Source organism: Paenibacillus sp. Z3-2 (genome assembly GCF_054161325.1).
Window position 1 is genome coordinate 1,552,326 of sequence record NZ_CP096397.1, and the last position, 25,590, is coordinate 1,577,915.

A 25,590-nucleotide genomic window follows, 5' to 3' on the forward strand; every position below is an offset into this window, starting at 1 on the left:
TGAAAATAAGAACAGCCCTGCACAAGGAGTTAACGTTGTGCAGGGCTGTTGTTTTTTGTGTTTTGATCAAAACACATTTTGTGCGAAAATGCTTCGCTTGAACCTTACTCTGCGTTCAATACAAACTTCTCGATAACCTCTTTTACGCCATCTTCGTTATTGCTCGCCGTAATGTAATCAGCGAGCTCTTTAAGAGCAGGGATTGCGTTGCCCATCGCTACACCAAGTCCTGCAACTTCGAGCATCTCATGGTCATTCCATGAGTCGCCAATGGCAATGCACTCGCTCAATTGGTGACCAAAGTGGTCTGCGAGGAATGTAAGGGCGTGGCCTTTAGTTCCTTCATTGTGCATGATCTCCAAGAAGTAAGGTTTGGACTTCGTGATATGCACTTGTGGACCAAGCAATTCACGCAGGTCAACGGCAACCTTATCCAAGTAGTCCGGCTCATCGATGATGAGCAGTTTCGGTGTTTGTTGTTCAATTACTTTGATGAAATCCGATTCGATGTAATATTGTGTGCCGTTCAATTTGGCATAATCACGCAGTTTGTCGTTTTCTTCACGAGCATACAACTTGTCATCGATATACGTTTGAAGGTGGAGATTGTTCTCCAGGCAATAGTCGTACAATTTGCGGGAAGCCTCCTGTGGAACGTAACGCTCATAGAGTACTTTTTCGTCCAGCAAGTTTTTCACCAATGCACCTTGATACGTAATGATCGGCACGTTAAGACCAGTTTGACGAGCAAGCGCTTGTGCAGAAGCATAAGCACGTCCAGTCGCCAGCGTTACAGTTACACCATGGGCAACCGCTTGTTCCAGTGCAGTCTGCGTAGCAGGGGTAACTTCCTTGTTGTCGTTGATCAGAGTGTCATCAATATCGATTGCAATTAATTTGTAGGTCATCTGAGTTTCTCTCCTTTTTTATCTGTATCTATACTAACGAACGAAAAAATAAGGTTTACACGAGGCCACTCCGAATACAGATTCATCTTTCGATCGCTGTTATCCCCGGATTTTTTTGATTCCATTCCCCCAAGGGGAAATCCGTTGATAAGCGTATGCTTCCGATGTAGCTTTTTTTCAAAAAGCTTTAGGCGAACGCTTCGCTTCTTCCGATGAATTCTGTCTTCTCCGTTAACGTGTAAAGTTAGACTTCGTTCTAAACCTATGATTACATCTAAAACCTACTCCTCCAGGAAAACAAGGCCGATAAATTCTTCCAGCTCCAAGTTGCCGAAGTAGTGTTTTACATCCAGTCCCTCAAGTGCAATCCGCACCTCGGATTCCTCATAACGCTTGCCGCGCAGCATATCTTCGATATCCGCCACATCGCCTACGCCGAAGAAGTCGCCGAAGATTTTGATATCTTCAATTCGTCCATCCTTGATGTTCATGCGCAAGTCAATAATGCCGACAGGGAATTTGCGGGTATGCTTCACATTGCTTTCTGGAGAAAGACCATAGTTCCAGTCCCAGTTGCTATAACGCTCGGCAGAGATTTCCTTGATTTTGTCCCAGTCTTTCTCTGTGAGTGTATATTGCGGAACGTCTTGCGGCTCCATCCGGAAAATGTGACGCAACAGCTCATCGCGGAATTGCTCAATCGTCAGGTAACTGTCGATCAGGTCACGAATGTTGGCGACCCGGCTGCGCACGGATTTGGTACTTTTGGATTTGAATTTCTCGGGATTCACGTTCAGGGATGCCTGTACATGATCCAGATTCAGGTTAAACATCAATGTTCCGTGACTGAACATGCGTCCGCGGGTGGAGAACTGGGCATTGCCCGAAATTTTCTTTTCTCCCACTTGCAGATCGTTACGCCCGGTTAGTTCGGCATCAACCCCAAGTTCCTGCAAGGCTTCAACCACAGGCTGAGTGAATTTGCGGAAGTTGTGGAAGGATTGACCGTCATCGGCTGTAATAAAACTAAAATTCAGGTTGCCGAGGTCGTGATATACTGCTCCGCCTCCCGAGAGACGACGGACAACCTGTACACCGTTATCCTGAACATATTCGATGTTAATCTCTTCAATGGTATTCTGGTGCTTTCCGATAATAATGGACGGGCGATTGATATAGAACAGCAGGTAGCTGTCATCCTCCATCGGCAGATGCTTCAGAATATACTCCTCAATCGCGAGGTTTACAGACGGATCTGTAATGCCCTGGTTATCAACAAACAGCATGGTCATTCCTCCATTAATATATGTGAGGGATTAAGATCCCTTATGTAGTGATGCTGTACAGACTGAAATTCCTTCTCTATTGTAAACGAATTGTGGATGGGACACAAAGGAATTAGGACAAGTTTGCCGGGATTGGAAGGAACACACCTAAAACGGGATTGACCCGTACCTCCCACGCCATCCATAATAAAAAGGACATGTAGAAAGGGTGACGGAAGAATGACCGGTTATATCGAAGTTTTCGGACATGGCGGTGACGTGGAGACGGCCGCATCCCGGTTTGGAGGCAATGCTGCAGATTTTCTCGACTTTAGCGCAAATATCAATCCATTGGGCCCGCCAAGGGAAGTGTTGGAGGCTTTGAAGCAAGGATTGCAGTCGGTTCTTCGTTATCCTGATCCGGGTCATCGTGGGTTCAAATCATTACTCAGTGAACGTTTGGGTGTGCCACAGGACCATATTTCGGTGGGCAATGGCGCTGCCGAAAGCATGGCACTAATCTTGCTCGGACTTGCTCCGAAGAAGGTCGGCACAGTGGAACCCGGATTTTCAGAATATCGTTCTTTAGCGCGACAATTCGGTGCGGAAGTCCAGCATGTGGAGGGACGTGAGGAGCTGGAGTGGCGTGCTGAACCTGAGGACATTGAACGACTGATGGAACAGGTAGACCTGCTGTTTCTCGGTCAGCCGAACAATCCGAATGGCGTACAGTACCCGGTGGAGGTACTGCATCGTCTTGCCCGCAAAGCAGAGAAAACAGGTACTGTCCTGGTCATCGATGAGGCATTTATGGATTTCATACCCGAATCAAGGCGGCAATCCCTTGCACCCAGACTGGATGAATATCCACAGGTGATCATCATCCGATCGATGACGAAGTTTTATGCCATTCCCGGTCTGCGTCTGGGGTATGCCTTGGGACGTCCAGAATGGATTCGTGCCATGACGGAGAAACAAGTGACCTGGAGTGTGAATGGATTGGCGTTGATTGCAGGTGAAGCCTGTCTGCGCAGCGGAGAACGATTCGAACAGGACACGCTGGCACAGATCGTACGGGAACGCGCGCGTTTAACGGAAGGTTTGGAGTCATATGGTTGTGTGGTAACGCCGGGAGAAGCCAATTTTATTCTGATCCAACTGCCTGAGCCCTGGACAGCGGCATCCATGCAGGCGGCTTTGGGTAAGCGTGGGATTCTGATCCGTAGCTGTGCCATGTATCCAGGACTTGGTGAGCGACATGTTCGCTTGGCAGTAAAGGATGCAGAGGCCAACGAGCGCTTACTCGAAGTGTTAGGAAGTGTAATGGAGCAGCCATACCACAAGCGACACATGATCGGAGCAGGGGGAACGTGCGATGACACTGGCGTTTTATAATTACTACAAGAATGCACAGGCGGACGAGAACGAATATCGTTCCTCTTCGTGGCCCGGGCTGAAGATTACTGCACACGATCAACATATCAGAGCTGCAAGTCCTTCTGTTGCAAGTGCGCTTTCCAGTGCGGTGTATGGCGGCGGGATGCTCGAACTGGATCGGATATTTAACATCTATGTGGATCGGCATTATCGCTGTGATGATCCACCCTGTGATATCGAACGTTCTCTGAATGAATGGCAAGAGCAACTTAATCAATGTGCGGGACTGTTGACAGCGGTTAGACTGGAGCATACCTCCATTCAGGAATACGCCAGTGAGGAATTCGGAGTTCTGTGTTGTACAACAGCCGGGGTGTCCAATGCTGCGCGGGCAGGTTCCGTAAGAACCGTATTTGATACGGAGGGAAACGAGACTGTTGCTGTAAGACCTTTAAAATCAACAACCCAATCTTATTTCATGAAGCCCTACATCCCGGGCACGATTAATGTCATGTTATGGTTGAACGGACGCATGACATCTGGAGCGATGGTGAATGTCGTCCAGACTGCGGTAGAGGCCAAAGCGGCGGCGCTGGCTGATTTCGGTGTTTCGGACTCGGAGAACGGGCTGCTGGCCACAGGGACGACAACGGATGCTATTGTACTTGCGGTGAGTCAGGTGGACGAGCACAAGCCGCTAATTGCTTACGCAGGAACGGCGACGGTTGTTGGTGCGGCCATTGGCAGGTTGGTCTATGACACGATCACGGAAAGCCTGCAAGCCGGACAGCAGTGGAAAGAGAGGAACAGGGTGTTATGACATTTCAGATTGGACAACTTGTCTCATGGCCCTTCTGGACGGGAATGGCGGGTGCCTGGATTATGATAGGGGCATACATACTTGATCGATGCATCGGTGATCCACGCTGGATTCCTCATCCTGTTATAGGCATGGGGAAAGCGATCTCTGCGCTGGAGCGTAGTATTCGTTCCCGTGTGAGCACGGATTCCGGGCTGAAGAGGGCCGGTCTATTATTTCCGCTGCTGATTGCGGGTGGGGCGTTTGTAATCACTTGGGCATTCGTATATGTGCTGGGTCTCATTCATCCTGTCGTAGCGGTAGTAGCTGAAATCGTGCTTATTGCGACGACGATTGCTTCCAAGGGCTTGAAGGATGCAGGCATGGAGGTATATCGCCATCTAATTCAGAAGGATTGGCCTGCTGCAAGACGTTCACTTGGCATGATTGTTGGACGTGATACAGCTCATTTGGATGAACCGGAGGTTGTGCGAGGAACGGTGGAGACGGTAGCCGAGAATATTGTGGACGCCATCGTGTCCCCTTTGTTCTATGCGTTAATTGGTGGCGCGCCACTTGCGATGGCCTATCGTGCCGTGAATACATTGGATTCCATGGTTGGTTATAAAAATGAGAAGTATCTGTATCTCGGCTGGGCTTCCGCCCGTCTGGATGATTGGGCAAACTGGATTCCCGCACGGCTCACCGCCATCCTTCTGATCGTGGGTGCATGGGTCATGAAACTGGATGCCAAAGGCGCAGCACGTATGGTGACCCGGGATGCCAGATTGCATCCAAGTCCGAACAGTGGTTTTCCCGAATCGGCGGTGGCCGGAGCACTGGGGATCAGACTCGGGGGACATAACGTGTATCACGGAATAGCTTCTTTTCGTGCCTATATGGGTGAGGCGACACGTCCTATGGCAGCAGAGGATATCGTGCGAACGACACGTCTCATGTTCTGGTCGGCGGGTTCTTTTGTAATCCTGTGTACACTGGTGACGCTGGGAATATGGCTTGCTGGAGGTACGTTGCTATGGAAGTAACTGTAGGGCTGAATGGATCACAGCAGCGAAATATTCTGTTTATACGTCATGGTACTACCGCGTGGAATGTGGAAAAAAAATATCTGGGGCATACCGATATCGCTTTGCTCCCGGATGCAGAAAGAGAACTGGCTTCGCTACGCGAGCAATTAAGCAACGTCTCGTGGGATACGGTATATTGCAGTGATCTGCTCCGTTGTCAGCAGACGCTTGCACAGATCAGGCCTTATCCATTGGAGCAGGTCAAGCTGGACCCGCGCCTGCGAGAGGTTGATTTTGGTCAATGGGAAGGCTTGACGTACGATCAACTCAAGAACAACCCACAGTACCGGGATTGGATCGATGCTCCACAGGACGTCACCCCGCCAGAAGGGGAGTCATGGCAGGCATTTACTGTGCGGATCGATTCATTTCTGCAAGAATGCTTATGGGGGGATTGTTCGTCGATGCAATCTCGTGAGGCTGGCGTGCCAACGATTATTGTTGTTACGCACGGCGGTGTAATCCGGTATGCATTATCTCGTCTCATTGCCGATCTGGGATTCTGGGATACGCAGGTGATTCCGGGGCAAGCGATACAGGTACGGCTGGAACAACATGGAGATCAGTGGGTTGGCACGAGGGTGGCTTTTCCGGGAATCGGGTTGTAAGGATGTGCAATATAACCTATAATCACAACAGAAGTGTGACAGCACTGTAGTTTCGTGTGACAGGCAATAATGCCTGCACATGAATGCAGATTGCTCACTTGAATGGTTAATCCATATCAGCGACCAAGGGTCCCGCGTGCGTGCAGTAATGGTTCATGGCTCAATATAGTCATGGATGGCATACGGGTGAAATAGGGAAGCCGGTGCAAGTCCGGCACGGTCCCGCCACTGTAAATCAGGAACAATTCCTGTAAGTCAGGTTACCTGCCCTGGACGTTCAAACCGGTGTTCCTTCGAGGAAAGGACAGCGTTTCGGGCAGTTCTATGTGCATGCACAACAATACGTTGGACATGTACAGATCGCCATATGCGAGACGTCATCCCTAATCCTAGACGTAAGGATTGGGGATTTTTTATTGTTCATGTAAGATGAACCGAACTTTTACACGAGGTCACTCCGATTGCAGTACCATCTTCCGATCGCTGTTATCCCCAGATTTTTTGATTCCCTTTTTGAAACGGAAAATCCGGTGATAGCTTATGCTTCCGATGTGGCTTTCTTTCAGAAAGCTTTAGGCGAACACTTCGTTTCTTCAGATCGGTTCTGCACTCTCCGTTAGCGTGTAAATATTGCAGTTCAAACCTTATACAGGAACACCAAGGCAAGGGTAGTAAGAGTTCAAGGATGATGCAAGAAAATAGCACAAATAGAGAAGGGGAGAATAACAGAATGAATTTCAAGAATTGGAAAAGCGTAGCGTCACTGCTGAGTGCAGCGGCACTGGCACTGGCTTTGGCCGGATGTGGCAATGCAACAACAAAAGAGGGCACAGGTACTTCACAGCAACCGGCACAGGAGCAGTCCCAAGGCCAAGCGCAAACGGATCTCAAAACACAATATCCACTCACGGTAACCGATGCAACGGGTGAGTCGTTTACATTTGAACAGGCACCAGCCAAAATTGTTTCCGTGTCACCAGCTGAAACAGAGTCCCTGTTTGCACTCGGATTGGACGAGCAGATCGTAGGGGTATCCGACTACGATGATTATCCGGAAGCCGCAACAACCAAAGCGAAAATGGGTGGTATATCCAAGCCGAATGAAGAATCCATCATTGCCGCAGAAGCCGATATCGTATTCACGGGTATCTCGATGAGCGAAGATGCAGTGAAGAAGCTGCGTGATCTGGGCATTACCATTTTCAAAACCGATCCAAAATCGATCGATGATGTAATGAACAATATCGAAACATTCGGTAAAATCACCGATCATCAAGAAAAAGCTCAAGAGATCATCACACAGATGAAACAGGATGTGACTGATGTAACTGAAGCGGTGAGTGCAGTTAAGCCGGAAGAGAAGGAAAATGTATATGTTGAGTTCTCCCCAGGTTGGTCGGTAGGTAAAGGTGAGTTCATGGATGAACTGATCACGGTAGCCGGAGGAACCAATATTGCTTCGGACAAAGAAGGCTGGTACCAGATCAACGAAGAAAATGTGATTGCCTCCAACCCGGATGTGATTCTGTATGCGAATGATGTCATTGATGATAACTCCAAAACACTGGATCAAATCATTAAAGCTCGCAGTGGCTGGGATCAAATTACGGCTGTGAAGAACGATGCAGTCATTGGCCTCGATGCGAACCTGCTCAGCCGTCCGGGACCACGAGTAACCGAAGGTCTGAAAGAAGTAGCCAAAGCGATCTATCCTGACCTGTTCCAATGAGTAAAAAACTGGCCGTGTACGCATCGGCAGGGATCACGCTGCTCGTGTTAACCGTGCTCATCTGCACGGGCATCGGTTCGGTTTCCTTGCCTATTCGTGACATTGCGGGTATCCTGCTTCATCACTTGCCATGGGTGGGAGACTGGATCACGCCCGACTGGAGTGCAGCAGCCGAACAGATTATATGGAAAGTCAGATTTCCACGTGTACTGCTTGCCGTGCTCGTGGGCGCATCGCTGGCGATTGCCGGTGCGGGATTTCAGGGGGTTCTTCGGAACCCGCTGGCAGACCCGTTCACCCTGGGCGTATCATCCGGTGCTTCGGTGGGTGCAGCCTTTCTGATTTTCTTCGGATTGCAGTATGCACTGATTGGAATCTGGACGTTGCCACTGGTGGCGTTTTTGACGGGTGTATTGACATTATGGTTTGTCATGTCACTGGCTCGTGAAGGACGGAAAATACCAACGCATAGCCTGATTCTGGCTGGTGTAGTGATGCAAAGTTTCTTGGGAGCGGTGGTTTCCTTCCTGTCGACGATGTCGAAACAGACCATTAATGAAATTATATACTGGACGATGGGAAGTCTGGCTCTGCGTGGGTGGTCGTATACGGCCATCCTTTTCCCGTATTTTCTGCTCGGGCTGATCTTTCTCTGGAGTCGGGCACGTTCCTTGAATGTTCTGGCGCTCGGAGAACGTCAAGCTGCGCATATCGGGGTTGGCGTCGATCGGCTGAAGCTGTCGGTGCTTGCTGTGGGAACACTGCTTACCGCAGGAGCGGTCTCCGTATCCGGCGTTATTGGCTTCGTAGGACTGGTAATCCCGCATATTCTTCGGCTGCTTGTGGGGCCTGACTATCGATTGCTGGTGCCTCTGTCTGCTATTGGCGGGGCCATCTTCATGGTCTGGGCAGACACGATCGCCCGATCTTTACTGGCGCCGACCGAAATTCCGCTCGGTGTGGTGACGGCATTTGTAGGTGCACCATTCTTCGCTTATCTGCTACACCGGAATAAGAAACTGCGGAAGGGGATGATGCCATGATTGCTGGTTTGGGCGAAGCTCTGATCGCGGTTAGTGAGGCAGGTAAATTGTATGGCAGTCATCAAGCCCTGGACGCGGTAGACTGGCAGGTTACGGAGGGGGACTGGTGGGGTGTCGTCGGTCCAAATGGCAGTGGCAAGTCTACCCTGCTCCAGCTCCTTGCCGGTACGGAACAGTCAAGCGCAGGCAGTATACATATTGATGGCCGGGATATTGCCTCATACAGTCGGAAAGATCTGTCACGCATGATCGCTGTGTTACAACAGGATGGTTTGCCTGCAATTTCCTATCCTGTGAGGGATATCGTTGAGATGGGGCGTTATCCATATCAGAATTGGCTTGGGCGAGAATCAGCAGATGGAGCGGCTGTGGTTGACCGGGTACTGGAGGAGCTGGGACTGACGGATATGGCTGAAAGGCCATTGGATGCACTAAGTGGAGGACAGCGACAACGGGTGGCACTTGCCAAGGTCATGGCTCAGGAGCCCAGGTTATTATTGCTGGATGAACCCACTACGTTTCTGGATATCAAATATCAATTGCAATTTATGGAGTTATTATCGACGTGGCGGCAAAAGAACCGAATTACGATTGTGGCTGTGCTGCATGATCTGAATCTGGCTGCGCAGTTCTGCGATCACATTCTGGCGCTGCGAGAAGGCAAAGTGGTGGGGAATGGAACCCCACACACCTTGATGACCGAGGACATTATTCAGGACATCTTTCGCGTGAAACCTGCGATGGTGATTCATCCTGATAATGGAATACCTCAGCTCTTGCTGCGGCGGGAGAAGGAATGAATGAAGCGGGGCAACCCATATTTTGAAGAAGGAAGTGCTGGCTGTATGAATAATGAACAGGTGTTGGAACAGTTAGTGGGTCGGATCGTGGGTCCTAATGAAGAAGTTGCGGCGGAAGCCTCCGCACATGTGGATGCATTGACGAAACCACCCGGGAGTCTGGGTAAGCTGGAACAGCTGGTTATTCGTCTTGCAGGAATCACTGGCAAGGCTCGTCCACATTTGGATCGCAGAGCCGTCATTATCATGGCCGCAGATCACGGCGTGGTGGCGGAAGGTATCAGTGCTTTCCCAGCCGAGGTAACGCCGCAGATGGTCCTTAATTTCCTGGCTGGAGGGGCTGCAGTTAACGTGCTTGCCCGCCACGCCGGAGCCGATGTAATCTGTGTGGATATCGGGGTTAATGCCGATCTGGAACATCCTGACCTGCTTTCCCGTAAAGTTCGTAAAGGTACGGCCAACATGGCAAAGGGTGCCGCAATGACTCGCGACGAAGCGATTCAAGCCATTCTTGCAGGGGTTGACGTCGTATCGGCAGAGGTGGCAAAGGGAACACAATTGTTCGTTACCGGGGAAATGGGGATTGGCAATACAACCGCAAGTGCAGCGGTGATGTGTGCATTAACGGGGATCGCACCAGCTTCAGCGGTTGGGCGAGGAACGGGTATTGATGATGCGGGATTGCAGCGGAAAGCCGCCGTGGTTAGCCAGGCGCTTAGCGTGAATTCCCCAAATAGGGAAGATGCACTGGACGTACTTTGCAAGGTGGGTGGCCTGGAGATTGCCGGACTGACGGGTGTAATTCTTGCTGCAGCTGCAAACGGACGTCCTGTTGTCGTGGATGGATTCATCTCCTCTGCTGCCGCCTTGATTGCAAGACAGCTTGTTCCCGTGAGCGCAGCCTATATGATTGCTTCCCATACCTCGCATGAAAGTGGACATGCAACCCTGCTTCGCGAACTCGACCTGAAACCGATGCTGGATCTGGATATGCGACTGGGTGAAGGAACCGGAGGTGTGCTCAGTCTTCATCTGATTGATGCAGCCTGTCTACTTTTGAACGAGATGGCGACTTTTGCAAGTGCAGGAGTATCCGATGGAACGAATAAGGCTTCGGGTGTCGACACGGGTGCACGCAAGGGTGATGTAGCGGATTCTGATGTTACAGGTGCTTCGACGGTTCAAGGAGAGGTATCGCTATGAGTGTGTTGGTGACGGGTGGGGCGCGTAGTGGTAAAAGTTCATTTGCCGAGCGTCTCTGTATGCAGCGTTCCTCAGAGGCTTGGTATGTGGCTACGGCTCAGGCGTATGATGATGAGATGCGCGAGCGTATAAGTCTGCACCAGAATCAGCGCGAGGCATCAGGTTATCTATGGCACACGTTGGAGGAACCACTCGCATTACCGGCACTCATTACACGCATGGGAGGAGACCATACGGGTACTTCTGCACCGACGATTCTGGTCGATTGTCTGACGCTCTGGTTGACCAATGTTTTGCTTGCACATGAACACGAAGAGCAGGTTTTGCAAGATCACATGGATGCACTGGTAGAAGCAATCAGGTCGTACCCGGGTCTGCTTGTGCTTGTCACGAATGAAGTGGGCGATGGTATTGTACCAGAGTATGCGCTCGGCAGAAAATATCGGGATCTGGCAGGCATATTAAATCAGCGGATTGCCGCCATATGCCGTGAAGTGTTCCTGGTGACTGTAGGCATTGCGATTGAGCTGAAAAGCAAGGAGTATCGTTTATGACAGATCGCACTCATCAACGTAAACATGCGGCTGCGGCCGCTTTTCAATTTTTATCCCGATTTCCGGTAAAAACGCAGATTGACTTCGTCCCGCCGCTACTGCGGGAAAGTGTCGTGTATTATCCGCTGGTGGGTGCAGCGATTGGACTATGCGTTTGGCTCGCAGGGGCCTTAACGGGTGCGGTACTTCCCGCCTTTCCCGCGGCCGTATTAACCTTAACATTATGGGTATGGCTCACTGGAGGCCTTCATCTGGATGGCTGGATGGATACGGCGGATGGACTGCTCAGCTATCGTACCCGTGAGCGGATGCTGGAAATCATGAAGGACAGCCGTGTAGGAGCGATGGGCGTGATCGCCTGCGTCCTGCTGCTGATGATGAAAGCAGCCTTGATCGCAGATTTTATCGCACGTGGTAACTGGATGTATGGTGCGCTGTTGATCCTGCCCATGATCTGGAGTCGCTGGTTCATGGTGTATGCCATCTCAGCCTGGCCGAATGCACGTGGAGATGACGGACTTGCAGTCTTATTCAAAGGATTGGGTGAGCGGAGGGAAGTCCAACGTGCGCGCAGCTCTGCGGTCGGGCTGACCCTTCTTGCAGGTGTAATTACGTTTGCTGCTGTATGGATATTTCGGCCGGATATAGGCACCGCAGATGCCATGATGAGTAGCCTGGGAACATTGCCATGGTGGTTGTATCCTGTGTCAGCTGTTATTGTTGTACCTTTTGCGTGTTACATCATTGGTAAATTCGTTGCTGCACGCATCAGTGAAAGGCTGGGCGGACTTACAGGAGACACGTACGGAGCGATGAATGAGCTGCTGGAAGCAGCTTTGCTCACGGTGCTGAGTGTGCTTCAGGGACTCTTTTGGCTATGAAAAACGCAAGGAATGAGTAAGGTGAGACATAACAGGAGACTGAGGTGATGGTGCGTGGAAGATTCGCCTGTACAACAACCTGCGGCAGTACTTATGCTGCAAGGGACGGCATCGGATGTGGGGAAAAGCGTGATTACAACGGCGCTGTGCCGTATATTCAAGCAGGATGGCTTCAAGCCAGCCCCGTTCAAGTCACAGAACATGGCACTGAATTCCTACGTAACAGAAGACGGCAAGGAGATTGGCCGGGCCCAAGGAGCACAGGCTGAAGCCTGCGGTATTGAAGCGACGACGGATATGAATCCGATTCTGATCAAGCCGGTGCGGGACATGCATTCGCAGATCGTGGTACATGGTGTGCCTTTTGCCCAGATGAGTGCATCAGATTATCGGCAGAAGTTCCTGCCTGAAGCAAAGCAGACGGTGATGGATGCGCTGAATCGGTTGCGGGACACATACGATGTGGTACTGATGGAAGGAGCAGGCAGTCCTGCGGAGATTAATCTGAAGGACCGGGATATCGTGAACATGAATCTGGCAGGTTGGGCGGACGCACCGGTGATTCTGATCTCCGATATTGATCGGGGCGGCGTATTTGCTTCTATTGTCGGCACACTGGAGCTGCTAGAACCACATGAGGTCGATCGAGTGAAAGGGTTTATCATCAACAAGTTTCGCGGCGATCTGTCTCTGTTGCAGCCGGGACTCGACTGGCTCGAAGAACGGACAGGCATTCCAGTATTGGGTGTATTACCTTACATAAGAGATATTCAGATTGAAGCGGAGGATTCCGTCGTGCTGGACTCCATGCGTCATGGGAAATCCGGCAAGACAGAGCTGGATCTGGTGGTGATCCGATATCCGAGAATTTCCAACTTTACAGACTTTGACGCACTTTCCCGTGAACCGGATGTGAATGTGCGTTATGTGACCTCGCCAGAAGAATTGGGCAGTCCGGATGCCATTCTTCTACCTGGTACGAAGGATACCATAGGGGATCTGGCGTTTCTGCGTGAATCAGGACTGGAGCAAGCGATTGCCAGCCAGACCGAACGTGAGAACGTTCAGCTCGTAGGGATATGTGGCGGATACCAGATGCTTGGACGACATTTGAAGGATCCGTTTGCTGTGGAGGCGAATCAGATCCAGGAAGCGAAGGGACTGGGCTGGCTTCCTCTATCCACAACGTTTCTTCAGAACAAGCAGACAGTCAGGGCTTCCGGACGAGTGCAACCTCAGAATCCGATCCGGCTGTATGGTGAAACAGATGCGGAGGTATCCCCTTTACCCATTAACGGATATGAGATTCATATGGGCGTTACGGAGTGCCATGAGCCTGAACGTGTAACCGCACTATTTGAAATCTCCCATCCAGGTGGTGAACCATTCCATGAAGGCTGGGGCACAGTGGATGGCAGTGTGTGGGGGACCTATCTGCATGGTTTATTTGAAAGTGATCCATTCCGACGTTCGTGGCTGAATGCCTTACGCGCAGGAAAAGGACTGCCTCCGCTTCGGGAGACATATAATGCGCATGAACGTAAGGAAATGGAGTTCGATCGGGTAGCCGAATCATTGCGTTCGGCATTGGATATGAAGCGTGTGTACGAGATTATGGGTGTTCAAGCACCAGAGTGAACAATGTCAGTACAGCTCACGCAATGATTATGAAATAGCATTTATTATCCTTATAACACATATGTTATACAAGAATACCCCCATGTCTGACAACCCGTTCTCTAGAAACGGAATGTTAGCGGCATGGGGGTATTGCATAATGGGTTAATGGTATACCTGTTAGTTTATTTTGAAATTCTTCATGGCGGATTGCAGTTCTACCGCTTGCTCATGCAGATGACGAACCGTATTCGAATGTGAATCCATCTCGCTGAGCTGAAGATCTGCTGTTGAAGCAATCTGTAGCATGCTCTCACGAGATTTGGACGTAATCTGAGCCGTTTCTTCAACGGACGCACTCACTTCTTCTGCACCAGCGGATACTTGTTGTGTAGAAGCAGAGACGGTCTGGATCGTCAGATTGACGTTTTGGATTAATTCATTCAGTTGCTGGAACGCTGAACCTGCTTGTTGAACAACACTAGTGCCTGAACCAATCTCCTGGGTTACGCGATTCATGGCGTCAACCGAACGTTCAGCGTCTTCACGAATGGTACCCAGATAATCCGAAATTTCCTCGGTGGCTGTCTTGGATTGCTCGGCAAGTTTGCGAACTTCTCCAGCAACGACAGCGAATCCGCGTCCGTGCTCTCCGGCACGTGCTGCTTCAATGGAGGCATTGAGTGACAGCATGTTAATCTGTTTGGTAATTTCAAAAATGGAAGCAACAATGGTGCCGATGGCTACCGAACGTTCATTCATGGTTTCAACATAACGCAGCGATTCGCTTGCGGTCTGACCAACACGTTCCATCTGCTCAACAGCATTCTGAGCCAGTCGGTTACCGTTAACTGCCTCGTTGGCTGCTTCACTAATCTGCTCGGACACTTCAGCGGAAGAAGAAGCAATATGCATGATACCCTGCGTAATTTCTTCCATGGCTCTGGCGTTCTCGGATGCGCTTGAGGCAATGCTAATGCTGCCTTTCTCTGCATCTTCTGCGGAGCGACTGGAACTACGGACCATACCGGACATCGATTCAACCCGCTGAAGCAGGTCATTGGAGCCGGCAACCACTTCATTGGACGTGGACAAGGCACGGCTGATCATTTCTTTCAGATTATGCGTCATCGTCTGGAAGCTTGCGGCAAGCTGGGCAATTTCATCTTTACCTTTGATCTCTAGCTCAGCGGTCAGATCACCTTGGGATATTTGTTTGCTATGTTGAACGAGCTTGATGATCGGTTTGGTAACTCTTTTGATCATACTAGTTGAGATAAGCCATCCGAGCACGAACACTAATGCTGTAATTCCAAGACATAACCAGAAGACCTGGGTAATCTTGTCCTGAATGAACTGGGCATCCATGCTCACAGCCATAATCATGTTACTTCCTGCAATTGGAATGAAGGCTGCTTTATGTACACCAAAGGAATCGGAGTAGACCTCGCTGATGACCATTTCTTTGTTCACAATGGCTGCATTCATTGCTGGTTCTACATTAATATCATCCTGGGCTTTCATGCCTGAGGAAGAGTTGGCAACAACAACTTTGGCTGAGCCATCTTGAATAGCAACAATATAGGCTGCATCCAGATTATGTTCTTTTGCTTTATCGGCCAGATACGATTCCACGGTCATGGCAGCACCTTCAGAACCGGCTCCGCCGCTCTGTACCTGTAGAATTTTAGAAGCAGAGGTGTTCTTGTATATATCCTGTATGGACGTGTTTAGGACTTTGTCGAACTGCGGGAGCACGTAACTTTGAATAATATTCATCGATACGGCGTAAAAACTGATACTGAACAACAGGGAAGCAACCAGCAAGACGAGGAACAAAGTACATCTGATTTTACCGGCAACGGTGCGATTACGAAACATATGATCATCCTTTCACGTCATGTTCATTAACATTGTCGCTTTTCCGTAATCATAAGACCTATCTACCAATGAAGAAAGACCTAAATTATACGTTGAGAAAACTTGGGAATAAGCGGATATACCTATATTACAAAATTAACCGGGGGTTGAATAGAACAATTTTCACGATTTGATGTATTTTTTTCAGAAATAGATGAATCTGTTACATGCATATTACATAATATCAATTAATACCTACCAGAATAGTTTGTTATATGATATATTGTAAAATATCGCTTTGAGCGAAGAAGAGAATGCCGGATAAATTCCGGTTATGCACACATATGAGGAGGATTTAAAGTAATGAATACTTTTCTAGTCATTTTGAATGTAGTGGTCATACTCGCGTTGCTGGGTGTGCTCTACTGGATGCAGAAGAAACACATTTCCTTTACGAAACGCGTATTTGCGGGTCTGGGTATGGGGGTTGTGTACGGTGTAATTCTTCAATTGATCTACACATCCGGTTCGGATGTCATCACGAAGTCGGTCGATTGGTTTAATCTGGTCGGTTCAGGATATGTTCGTTTGTTACAAATGGTCGTGATTCCATTGATTATGGTGTCGATCATCTCGGCTATTATGAATCTGAAAGGCAAGCAAAACCTCGGTAAAATGAGTGTCTCCATTATTGCGATCCTGTTGATTACAACGGCGATTGCGGCAGGGGTCAGCATTGTAACGAGCCTCAGCTTCAACCTGACTTCGATTGAGATCGAGGGTGGAGACCGTGAGCTTGCGCAAGGACAGAAGATGGAGGAACGTCTCGTTGATGTACAGGATCAGACGATTCCACAGCAGGTGCTGGAATTTATTCCTTCGAATCCATTTGCAGACATGACAGGAGAACGTCGTACGTCCACATTGGCGGTTGTTATCTTCTCCGCGTTCATCGGTGTAGCTGTACTTGGACTGGATCGCAAAAAACCACAGCAGGCGGAAACGTTCCGAGGCATGGTTAATGCGGTATATGCGGTGGTTATGCGGATTGTAACATTGGTACTTCGGTTGACGCCATACGGTATCTTGGCCCTGATTACGAAGGTAACAGCGACCACGAATCCGGATGAGATTCTGAAGTTAATCAAATTCGTTGTCGCATCCTACGTGGCGCTGCTCGTCATGTTCATCATTCACTTGATTATCATCTCGCTCTCTGGCTTCAACCCGATTACGTATCTGAAAAAGGTTCTGCCAACACTGGTATTTGCCTTTACGTCCCGTTCAAGTGCGGCAGCTATTCCATTGAACGTGGAGACACAGACGAAGAAGCTGGGGGTATCGGATGGAATTGCGAATCTGTCTGCAAGCTTTGGGGCTACCATTGGGCAAAACGGCTGCGCCGGGATCTATCCGGCCATGCTGGCGGTGATGATTGCTCCAACGGTCGGCATCGATCCGCTGAGCTGGGACTTCATTGTGACATTGATCCTCGTGGTCATGATCAGTTCATTCGGCGTAGCAGGAGTGGGCGGCGGGGCAACCTTCGCTTCCTTGATCGTATTGTCCACTATGAACTTGCCGGTAGCTTTGGCAGGATTGCTGATCTCCGTTGAACCGCTGATCGACATGGGTCGTACAGCATTGAATGTGAACGGGTCCATGACTTCAGGACTTGTAACCAGCAAAATTTTGAAAGAAAACGATCAAGACACATTCAATGATCAGAGCCGTGAACTGGATTCAGCCGTTCAGGCGTAATACAGAATGCATTAGGCAGAGGCTTCCATAAAGAGCCAAAGCCATCTACAATTCAACTGAAAAAAGCCGCCCTTCGGAGAATCCGAAAGGCGGCTTTTTTGCGACAATCGCAATAACTCAAGTAGCCACTCGGGTAGGCTTGGTCTTATTTAGTGCTGTTCAAGGGACGAGAAATGTGATAGAGTATTCATGTTTTGGCCCTGAGCCAAACCGCGGTTCGTAACCATCCCGCGTAATCAAAACTAGGAAGGCAGTGTATGTATTTATGTTTAACTTAGGGTGGGGAGCGGTTTTCGTTCTCGTAACTTATGGATTTTTCCTGCTGTGTTACCGCTTGTTCGGTAAAAAAGGTCTCTATGCCTGGATTGGTGTGGCTACGGTTATAGCCAACATTCAGGTGACCAAAACGATAGATATCATGGGTATCGTACTGACGTTAGGCAACACGATGTATGTCAGCATGTATCTGACCAGTGACCTTCTCAATGAGAAGTATGGATCGGGTGAAGCGCGGAAGGCCGTATGGTTCGGATTCTTCACGCTCATCATGACAACGGTTCTGATGCAGATGGTGTTGTTCTTTGAACCGGCATCGACGGACTTTGCACATGATTCGATGAAAACGTTGTTCGGTCTGCTGCCACGTCTGGCACTGGGAAGTCTGACTGCTTATTTCATCAGTCAGTTCCTGGATGTGCGATTGTTCAGCTGGCTACGCAAGGTAGCACCTGGACGCAATCAGTTATGGATACGCACGAATGGTAGCTCCGTTATCAGTTCTTTCGTGGATACGCTGGTATTTTGCACGATCGCGTTTGCGTTCATCTACCCTTGGGACATCTGGCTGGAAATCTTCCTGACCACTTACGTCATCAAATTCGTATTGACTGCGGTTGGAACACCGTTTCTGTATGCTGCACGTAGCTTTAAGTTTAAGGATGAGGCTTAGACAATATTCAAAGAGTATCACTTAAAATCACCCTTTGCGCAGTCAATTGTAATTCGGACTCTGCAAGGGGGGTTTTTCATAGAAAAAAGACCCGAAACAAGAAAAATCCTTTTTACATTTTTATGAAAAAGTTATAATATAAACGATCTGTCGTTATGAGCGTGTAACATTAGCAACAATGATTTCATACAAAGGGGAATCGCACATGTACTCTACACTGCATTATACACTGGAAAGCAATGGCACAACCTACGAGAATGATAGCATTAATGCCTCGTTATTGGTGGAGTTGATCTCCAATCTGGAATTGCATGAATACGTAGTACTTAAACCTTCGGAGCTGGTGGAGGAAAGTATGTATATGCAGGCTGCTGCGCTTGAGGAACCAGAGCAAATGGTGGCGGAGATTCGTTTGCAGGAAGGCGAGGACGGTTTCCGGCATTACAGCTGCAGCACAACAGATACGACTGGGATTATTCAATGGTTTTTGGATTACTGGGGGAAGCAACAGCTGCCACAGCTGGAGTCTTGGCAGGATATCACGCATGAGTTTGGTTAATGGTAAATGAGTGAGCAGGAATAAGATTACGTAGAATGCAGACGGAGTAATCTAGGATATGCTTCGTATTAATTACAATCCCGCAACCCATGATATTCATGGATTTGCGGGATTTTTGCGTTCGCGTGTGTACTTGCTACTTTTTCTGTATACAGGCCTGAGGCGTACGCGAAAGGAGTATATTATTTTGAAGATACAGTTCAGCACAGTTTCGTGCAGTTTAGTTCATGATGCATAAATATCGGCTGAGCATCAATGTATCTGGGCTGTTTTTGACATAGATCCAATTGCATTAGTCGGTAAGGATTTGCAGTTCTTTGGGATATGTCGTCAGAACTTCCACACCCGTCTCAGTTACGATGACATCATCCTCGATACGGACGCCGCCTGCTGCGGTATATATGCCCGGTTCAATCGTGAACACGGTACCTTCATTCAGGATGTCCATATTCTCTCCATGGAGAGAAGGATACTCATGCACGTCGATACCCAATCCATGGCCTACTCTGTGCATGAAGCGTTCGCCGTATCCCGCTTCTTCCGTCACCTGGCGTGCTGCACGATCCACTTCCGCACAGGTAATGCCTGGTTTCACCACTTGGATGGCAGCTTCGTTCGCTGCGAGCACGGTGTTATAGATGGTTTTGAGTTCAGGTGAGATGTCTCCAAAAGCGAATGTACGCGTGATATCCGAAGCATATCCGCCAGCATAGACACCCATGTCGAACATCAACAGGTCACCATGTTGAAGTTTTCGTTCACCTGGTGTACCGTGCGGCAGACCTGTTTTGGGTCCCGTGAGCACCATGGTGTTAAAGGATGGGCCATCAGCGCCCAGTTTCTTCATCTGATACTCCATCTCGGCAACAAGCTCGATCTCGGTTACGCCTGTACGAACGTGAGAGAGGCCTTGACGCAGTGTTTCTTCGATCAGATGAATGGCATGGCGAATGCGGGCTACCTCATCAGGCGTTTTCTTGACACGCAATGTGCGAAGCAAGGGGCCGACATCTTCAAAGCTGGCAGCACCCAGTGCGGCGGTCAGTTGCTCATAACGTGAGACCGTCACGTATTCTTTTTCGAGACCTACTCGGCCCAAGCGCCCTTGATAACGTTCGAACAAAGCGTATGGATTATCCGTATCCGTGTGAGTGGCAATGTTGGATACCGAGGAAGCATCAGCGGCAGCATCAGCGTCGAGCGCAGGTACGATTAACAAAGGTTCTTCGCCGCGTGCCAGAACCAGACCAAGGAAACGTTCATGCGGATTGCTTGCGAATCCAGTCAAATAGTAGATATGTTTCGGATCTGTAATGAGCATGGCGTCCAGCCCTTGCCCGGACAGACCGGCTTCAAGACGAGATAAAGGGTTTTGATTCATGAGTGTATATGTCCACCTTTCCATTCTTTCTATCTTCCTATTATAAAAGATTATAGTGGAATTCCAAACTGCAGTAATTCCATGTCCTCCGAATCCTCATATTTCTCCGTTTAGGTGACGGATGTGAAGGGTAATACAGGGCGAAACCGCTTTACACATGTATAAAAGCACTATAATTATAGAGAACAACACAATGAAGCTTAGCTTATTTATTGTATACGATAAAAATGATATTTGAAGGGAGATGTAAACATGAATAATCGAGTAACCGTTCCACTATATGCTTCTTTATTAAGTGTGGCATTGTTAACTGCGTCATGCTCTTCAGGCGATCCCTCTTCAGGAGGAACAGAGCAGACGTCTCAGGGACAGGGAACAGGGCAGACAGCCAATGGAGGCAATAACAGTACGAGTGGAAGCGAGAGTGGAGCCCAGGGAGAGGCGGTTATTCCGTATCAGGCGTCCGTTCTGGTTGAAGGACTGAATGCACCATGGGAGATTGTGAGTGTGCCTGATGGCCGGATGTTTGTAACGGAACGCCCCGGTGCGATTCGGGTCATTGAGGATGGCAAACTTGCCTCTGAACCACTAATTGAATTCACGGCTCCTTTTAACGAAGAAGGTGAAGGAGGTCTGTTGGGCCTTGCAGCAGATCCAGACTTCGAGGACAACGGTTACCTGTATGCGTACCACTCCTACCTGGAAGGCAACGACATTGCCAATCGGGTGTTACGCTTGAAGGTGAATGATGGGAAAGCCGTCATAGATCAAGAGCTGCTTGGTAATATTCCAGGCGGAACGAATCATAACGGTGGGCGGATCAAGATCGGCCCGGACAAGTTGCTATATATCACGACAGGTGAGCGCTATGAACCGGAACTGTCCCAGAACAAAGATAGCCTTGGGGGTAAAATATTGCGGATTGGTCTCGATGGATCGATCCCTGCTGACAACCCATGGCCGAATTCGCCTGTATACAGTATGGGACACCGTAACGCACAGGGACTGGCCTGGAACCCGGACAACGGCTATCTCTATTCTACCGAGCATGGGCAGCGGAATCATGATGAGATTAACCGGATTGTAGCCGGTGAGAATTATGGCTGGCCCGAAGTAGAGGGAGACGATGATGGCAACGGCGCATATCAGGCTCCGCTTGCACATAGTGGGAATGACACATGGGCTCCGTCCGGTATAGCTTTTGTCGAGGAAGGACCATGGGCCGGATCGCTGATTGCCGCGAATCTGCGTGGAGAGCAGTTGCTGAAGATCACTCTTTCGGAAGATGGCACAAAGGTAGAACAGGTGGAGCCTATTTTCGAAGAGGAGTGGGGACGTATTCGCAATGTGAGTATGGGTGAGGACGGAAAGTTGTACGTGCTTACGAACAATCGGGATGGACGTGGATCGCCACGAGATGGGGATGATAAATTGATTGTACTTACTCCGGAGAGTTAGGGTGAGGTGATTTACTCCCTACTATTTTCTAATGAACCTGACACACTTTATTAGAGGTTTAGTGGCAAATGTAGAATGTATGTGTTTAATTAATTAAAGGAGCTGTCCCGTCAAATTCATGACTTATGGGACACCTCCTTTTCTTTTTAAGCGATGATTGTTGTTATTCAGGACGGTTATATTTCAAGTGTTTTCTATATTTTTTAACGGTATGGAGTAATGCTTCGAACGTTTCTTCTTCATTACTGCCATCTTTAACGATGGTGACAAATGAGAAGTTATCATGAACAAGCTTGTTTCTCGTCTGAAACACTTGACTAAGGGCTTCGGCAAAGTGTTCCTTTTCGGATTCCAGGGCAATGAATTCTTTACTCAGTTCGGCTTGAATAATCTCCATATTGGAACGTGCACGGTAGGCAGGAGTTTTCATCAGCTGGGTCGAATTAAACTTTTTCTGATATACGTGTCTGTACAGTTGATTTAACATTTGTTCAATAATGGCGCATAGTTCAATGACGAGTGAAGCATATCTTCGGTTTTTGCGTTTTCGGGTGAGCTCACGTGTTTCTTCGTCGTCCAAGATACCGTATTTTTCATACAGCGTAGAATCGACGCTCTGCAAGATATCCTGATATTCCTGTTCGAGTAGTGCGATTTCAAGTTTGGCTTGTCTTTTAACTTTTTTAAAATCTTCTTTGGTCAGCATACTTGTCCTCCCATGGAAACCGAGATGTGATCCTATCATTATCTCATATTGTACGCCGTCGCGCCTCTAATTTCGGAACCTCAGGTTCAGAAGGGAAGTACCTCATGTCCAATCAGACAGCAATTGTAACAGGAGCTAACTCAGGTATGGGGTTGGCAACCACCATTGAACTTGCAAGACAAGGATATAGCGTAATTATGGCATGCCGCAGTGAGAAGCGCGGGCAGGAGGCTCTTCAGGAAGCTGAGCGTCAGTCCGGCTCTTCTGCGATTGAATTGATGCTGTGTGACCTTGGTTCACTCGAAAGCATACGCCAGTTTGCCCGAACATTTCGCGAGCGCCATGACAGCCTTGACGTTCTGGTTAATAATGCAGGGGTGGTGATGGTCAAGCGGAAGGAAACCTCAGACGGATTCGAGCAGAGTATCGGCATTAATCATCTGGGGCATTTCCTGCTGACTTTACTTTTGATTGAACCTCTGAAAGCTGCGAAGCAGGGGCGGATTGTGAACGTGTCGTCTGGTGCATACAAAGCTGGTAAGATTCACTTCGAAGATCCACATCTGCACAAAGGTTATAATCCGATCAAAAGCTATGCTCAATCCAAATTGGCTAACGTGCTATTCACTCGTGCACTTGCTAGCAAAATGTCAGGTACGTCTGTCACGGTGAACTGTCTGCACCCTGGTGCGGTGGGAACCAGTATAGGTGTGGATCGCAATACCGGTTTCGGCACACGCATTATGGCTTTTGTAGGCAAGCTTCCATTCTTCCTGTCGCCTGAAGAAGGGGCGCGAACGGCTGTTTATCTGGCCACAAGTCCTGAAGTCGTCGGGATCACCGGACGTTACTTCTATAAACAGAAAGAGCAGCAGCTGAAGACACATGCCGTAGATGATGCTTCAGCTGAGCGTTTCTGGACATGGAGCGAAGAACAGGCTGGACTGAAGCCAGACGAGAAGTTGTGACGCGGATGTGGATCAGACTTTAGTTTTCACCGCTTGTTGGATCATTTCAATAAAAGCTTCAATAGGTTGGATGCCTTGATCTCCCTGACCGTATGCACGGGCAGAGGCGGATGAGGCATTTTTCTCATTCTCACCAAGTACGAGCGAAAATGGTACTTTTTCCATCTGGGCTTCACGGATTTTGTATCCGAGCTTCTCGCTGCGCAGATCTGTTTCTACCCGGATACCTGCAGCCCGGAGCTGGCTTTGTACTTGAAGTGCGTAGTCAGCGTAATGATCCGATACAGGTAGCAGCTTCACTTGCACAGGTGCGAGCCAGAGTGGGAACGCACCTGCATAGTGCTCAGTCAGGATGCCGATGAAACGATCGATGGAACCGTAGATGGCACGGTGGATTACGACCGGACGGTGTTTCAGGCTATCTTCGCCAATATAAGTAAGGTCGAACTTCTCTGGCATTTGAAAATCAAGCTGAATTGTTCCGCACTGCCAGCTACGCTTCAGCGCATCGAGGATATGAAAGTCAATTTTCGGCCCATAAAAGGCACCGTCTCCTTCGTTAATGCGATATTCCACGCCACGACGATCCAGAACATTTTGCAATGCGCGTTCCGCTTGATCCCACAGTTCTTCCGATCCCATGGAATCTTCCGGACGAGTGGACAACTCAATCTTATATTCGAATCCAAAGATATCGTACATACGTCCGATCAGTGAGATCGCCTGATTGATCTCGTCCTCGATCTGTTCCGGCATGACATAGAGATGAGCATCATCCTGGCAGAATGTCCGCACACGCATCATGCCGTTCAGGGCACCTGAGAATTCATGACGGTGAACCTGACCGAATTCCATCATGCGAATCGGCAATTCACGGTAGGAATGGAGTGTATTTTTGAAGATCAGCATGTGCCCGGGGCAGTTCATCGGTTTGAGTGCAAAAGTCGCATCGTCTACTTCCGAAAAATACATGTTGTCCTTGTAATGCTCCCAGTGGCCGGATTGCTCCCACAGCCGGTTGTTCATCATGAGAGGAGTCCGGACTTCCTGATATCCCTCTTGCAATTGCAGCTCACGGGAGAATTGCTCCAGTTCAGTGCGAACAGTCATGCCTTTGGGCAGATAGAAGGGCATGCCGGGAGCTTCTTCGGAGAACATGAACAGCTCAAGCTCTTTGCCGAGTTTACGGTGATCCCGTTTCTTCGCTTCTTCGAGCATGTGCAGATGTTCATCCAGTTGGGCTTTGTTCGGAAAAGCAGTGCCGTAGATGCGTTGCAGCATTTTATTATCCGAGTTCCCCCGCCAGTACGCACCAGCCACATTCAGGAGCTTGAATGCTTTAATTCGACCAGTGGATGGAAGATGAGGACCACGACACAGATCGAAGAACTCTCCTTGATCATAAATTGAAAGCTCAGCGTCTTCTGGCAAATCCTGAATAAGTTCAAGCTTGTACGGGTCCTGGATTTCTCCGAATATACGAAGGGCTTCCTCCCGGTTAACCACCCGGCGACTGATCTTATGATTCTCCTGAATGATTTTGTTCATTTCCCGCTCAATGGCGGCCAGATCACTGATGGAAAGGGCGTGCTCCAGATCGACATCGTAATAGAATCCATCTTCAATGACGGGGCCGATGCCTAGTTTTACTTGTTCTGCACCGTAGATACGTTTGAGCGCCTGTGCCAGCGCATGTGCTGCGCTGTGACGATAACGATATAGACCTTCCGCACTGTCCAAAGTAACGATAACAAGTTCGCAATCCTGTTCCAGCATCCACTTCAGATCAACGTTCTTGCCATCTACAATACCGCCAATGGCCTGTTTGCCCAGACTTGTGCTGATGGATGAGGCGACCGCACCTACAGTGATGCCTGCTTCGTAGGAACGTACCGCGCCACCTTGCAGACGGACCTCAATGGAATGGCTGGATGGTTGCAGATCATTTGCTTGGTTGTTAATTTCGTTACCTGATTTGTTGATTGCTGAGTTACTGTTTTCCTGTTTGCTCATGTGAACCACTCTCCATTTCTTGAAATGAAAGCGCAAAAAACACCCGTCCCGGAAAAGGGACGA

General features: G+C 49.1%; 22 protein-coding genes and 1 riboswitch. Of the genes, 16 read left to right on the top strand and 6 right to left on the bottom strand.

From position 1 onward, the window contains the following. Positions 1-104 precede the first annotated feature (104 nt). Together M1D71_RS06725 and M1D71_RS06730 are read right to left on the bottom strand one after the other, a co-directional pair. Positions 105-908, bottom strand: a complete 804-nt coding sequence (locus M1D71_RS06725) for a Cof-type HAD-IIB family hydrolase (protein ID WP_145320352.1) — start codon at positions 906-908, stop codon at positions 105-107. Between the two features lie 281 nt (positions 909-1,189). After that, the gene (locus M1D71_RS06730) at positions 1,190-2,194 is read right to left on the bottom strand and encodes a lipoate--protein ligase (protein ID WP_458125779.1); all 1,005 of its coding nucleotides are present in this window, start codon (positions 2,192-2,194) and stop codon (positions 1,190-1,192) included. A gap of 219 nt (positions 2,195-2,413) precedes the next feature. On the opposite strand from M1D71_RS06730, the gene cobD reads away from it, so the two are divergent. From cobD to M1D71_RS06785, 11 genes are all read left to right on the top strand, one after another. Beyond that, positions 2,414-3,568: a threonine-phosphate decarboxylase CobD gene (cobD, locus tag M1D71_RS06735; RefSeq protein ID WP_458125780.1), complete on the top strand. Its 1,155-nt coding sequence runs from the start codon at positions 2,414-2,416 to the stop codon at positions 3,566-3,568. Further along, entirely contained in the window at positions 3,549-4,370 is an 822-nt protein-coding gene (locus tag M1D71_RS06740; RefSeq protein ID WP_458125781.1) for an adenosylcobinamide amidohydrolase, read from the top strand. The genes cobD and M1D71_RS06740 overlap by 20 nt, the downstream gene beginning before the upstream one ends. A 44-nt stretch (positions 4,371-4,414) precedes the next feature. Then, positions 4,415-5,395: an adenosylcobinamide-phosphate synthase CbiB gene (gene cbiB / locus M1D71_RS06745; RefSeq protein ID WP_458127188.1), complete on the top strand. Its 981-nt coding sequence runs from the start codon at positions 4,415-4,417 to the stop codon at positions 5,393-5,395. Next, positions 5,386-6,045 carry a histidine phosphatase family protein gene (locus M1D71_RS06750; protein ID WP_458125782.1) on the top strand — a complete coding sequence of 220 codons (660 nt, stop codon included), beginning with the start codon at positions 5,386-5,388 and terminating at the stop codon, positions 6,043-6,045. Before cbiB ends, M1D71_RS06750 begins: the two co-directional genes overlap by 10 nt. Before the next feature lie 139 nt (positions 6,046-6,184). Further along, positions 6,185-6,331, top strand: a riboswitch (cobalamin riboswitch). Between the two features lie 444 nt (positions 6,332-6,775). Beyond that, positions 6,776-7,774 carry an ABC transporter substrate-binding protein gene (locus M1D71_RS06755; protein WP_458125783.1) on the top strand — a complete coding sequence of 333 codons (999 nt, stop codon included), beginning with the start codon at positions 6,776-6,778 and terminating at the stop codon, positions 7,772-7,774. Next, positions 7,771-8,817 (top strand): FecCD family ABC transporter permease, encoded by a 1,047-nt coding sequence (locus M1D71_RS06760; protein ID WP_458125784.1) that lies wholly within the window; start codon positions 7,771-7,773, stop codon positions 8,815-8,817. Before M1D71_RS06755 ends, M1D71_RS06760 begins: the two co-directional genes overlap by 4 nt. Then, a complete protein-coding gene (locus tag M1D71_RS06765; protein ID WP_458125785.1) occupies positions 8,814-9,617 on the top strand; it encodes an ABC transporter ATP-binding protein in 804 nt (267 codons plus the stop codon). Before M1D71_RS06760 ends, M1D71_RS06765 begins: the two co-directional genes overlap by 4 nt. Positions 9,618-9,662: 45 nt before the next feature. Next, positions 9,663-10,820 carry a nicotinate-nucleotide--dimethylbenzimidazole phosphoribosyltransferase gene (gene cobT, locus M1D71_RS06770; RefSeq protein ID WP_458127189.1) on the top strand — a complete coding sequence of 386 codons (1,158 nt, stop codon included), beginning with the start codon at positions 9,663-9,665 and terminating at the stop codon, positions 10,818-10,820. Beyond that, entirely contained in the window at positions 10,817-11,374 is a 558-nt protein-coding gene (cobU, locus tag M1D71_RS06775) for a bifunctional adenosylcobinamide kinase/adenosylcobinamide-phosphate guanylyltransferase (protein ID WP_458125786.1), read from the top strand. The genes cobT and cobU overlap by 4 nt, the downstream gene beginning before the upstream one ends. After that, on the top strand, positions 11,371-12,255 hold the full coding sequence (gene cobS / locus M1D71_RS06780; RefSeq protein ID WP_458125787.1) for an adenosylcobinamide-GDP ribazoletransferase: 885 nt from the start codon (positions 11,371-11,373) through the stop codon (positions 12,253-12,255). The genes cobU and cobS overlap by 4 nt, the downstream gene beginning before the upstream one ends. Positions 12,256-12,348: 93 nt before the next feature. Next, positions 12,349-13,893: a cobyric acid synthase gene (locus M1D71_RS06785; RefSeq protein WP_458127190.1), complete on the top strand. Its 1,545-nt coding sequence runs from the start codon at positions 12,349-12,351 to the stop codon at positions 13,891-13,893. A 159-nt stretch (positions 13,894-14,052) separates the two neighbouring features. Here the strand turns inward: M1D71_RS06785 and M1D71_RS06790 are convergent, their stop codons facing one another. Beyond that, entirely contained in the window at positions 14,053-15,753 is a 1,701-nt protein-coding gene (locus tag M1D71_RS06790; protein ID WP_458125788.1) for a methyl-accepting chemotaxis protein, read from the bottom strand. A gap of 342 nt (positions 15,754-16,095) precedes the next feature. Between M1D71_RS06790 and M1D71_RS06795 the strand changes: the two genes are divergently transcribed. From M1D71_RS06795 to M1D71_RS06805, 3 genes are all read left to right on the top strand, one after another. Continuing rightward, on the top strand, positions 16,096-17,493 hold the full coding sequence (locus M1D71_RS06795) for an L-cystine transporter (RefSeq protein WP_458125789.1): 1,398 nt from the start codon (positions 16,096-16,098) through the stop codon (positions 17,491-17,493). A gap of 265 nt (positions 17,494-17,758) precedes the next feature. Next, on the top strand, positions 17,759-18,442 hold the full coding sequence (locus M1D71_RS06800; RefSeq protein ID WP_458125790.1) for a queuosine precursor transporter: 684 nt from the start codon (positions 17,759-17,761) through the stop codon (positions 18,440-18,442). A 205-nt stretch (positions 18,443-18,647) separates the two neighbouring features. Next, entirely contained in the window at positions 18,648-19,001 is a 354-nt protein-coding gene (locus tag M1D71_RS06805) for a hypothetical protein (protein ID WP_458125791.1), read from the top strand. A 292-nt stretch (positions 19,002-19,293) separates the two neighbouring features. Here the strand turns inward: M1D71_RS06805 and M1D71_RS06810 are convergent, their stop codons facing one another. Then, positions 19,294-20,382 carry a M24 family metallopeptidase gene (locus tag M1D71_RS06810; RefSeq protein WP_458125792.1) on the bottom strand — a complete coding sequence of 363 codons (1,089 nt, stop codon included), beginning with the start codon at positions 20,380-20,382 and terminating at the stop codon, positions 19,294-19,296. A 252-nt stretch (positions 20,383-20,634) separates the two neighbouring features. On the opposite strand from M1D71_RS06810, the gene M1D71_RS06815 reads away from it, so the two are divergent. Continuing rightward, a complete protein-coding gene (locus M1D71_RS06815) occupies positions 20,635-21,840 on the top strand; it encodes a PQQ-dependent sugar dehydrogenase (protein ID WP_458125793.1) in 1,206 nt (401 codons plus the stop codon). Positions 21,841-22,003: 163 nt separating this feature from the next. On the opposite strand, the gene M1D71_RS06820 is transcribed toward M1D71_RS06815, so the two are convergent. Then, positions 22,004-22,546, bottom strand: coding sequence for a hypothetical protein (locus M1D71_RS06820; RefSeq protein WP_458125794.1), 543 nt, complete (start codon positions 22,544-22,546; stop codon positions 22,004-22,006). A gap of 104 nt (positions 22,547-22,650) precedes the next feature. Here M1D71_RS06820 and M1D71_RS06825 point away from each other — a divergent pair, with 104 nt between their 5' ends. Then, entirely contained in the window at positions 22,651-23,514 is an 864-nt protein-coding gene (locus M1D71_RS06825; RefSeq protein WP_458125795.1) for an SDR family oxidoreductase, read from the top strand. Positions 23,515-23,526: 12 nt separating this feature from the next. Here the strand turns inward: M1D71_RS06825 and thrS are convergent, their stop codons facing one another. Further along, positions 23,527-25,527 (bottom strand): threonine--tRNA ligase, encoded by a 2,001-nt coding sequence (gene thrS / locus M1D71_RS06830; protein WP_458125796.1) that lies wholly within the window; start codon positions 25,525-25,527, stop codon positions 23,527-23,529. Positions 25,528-25,590 lie beyond the last annotated feature (63 nt).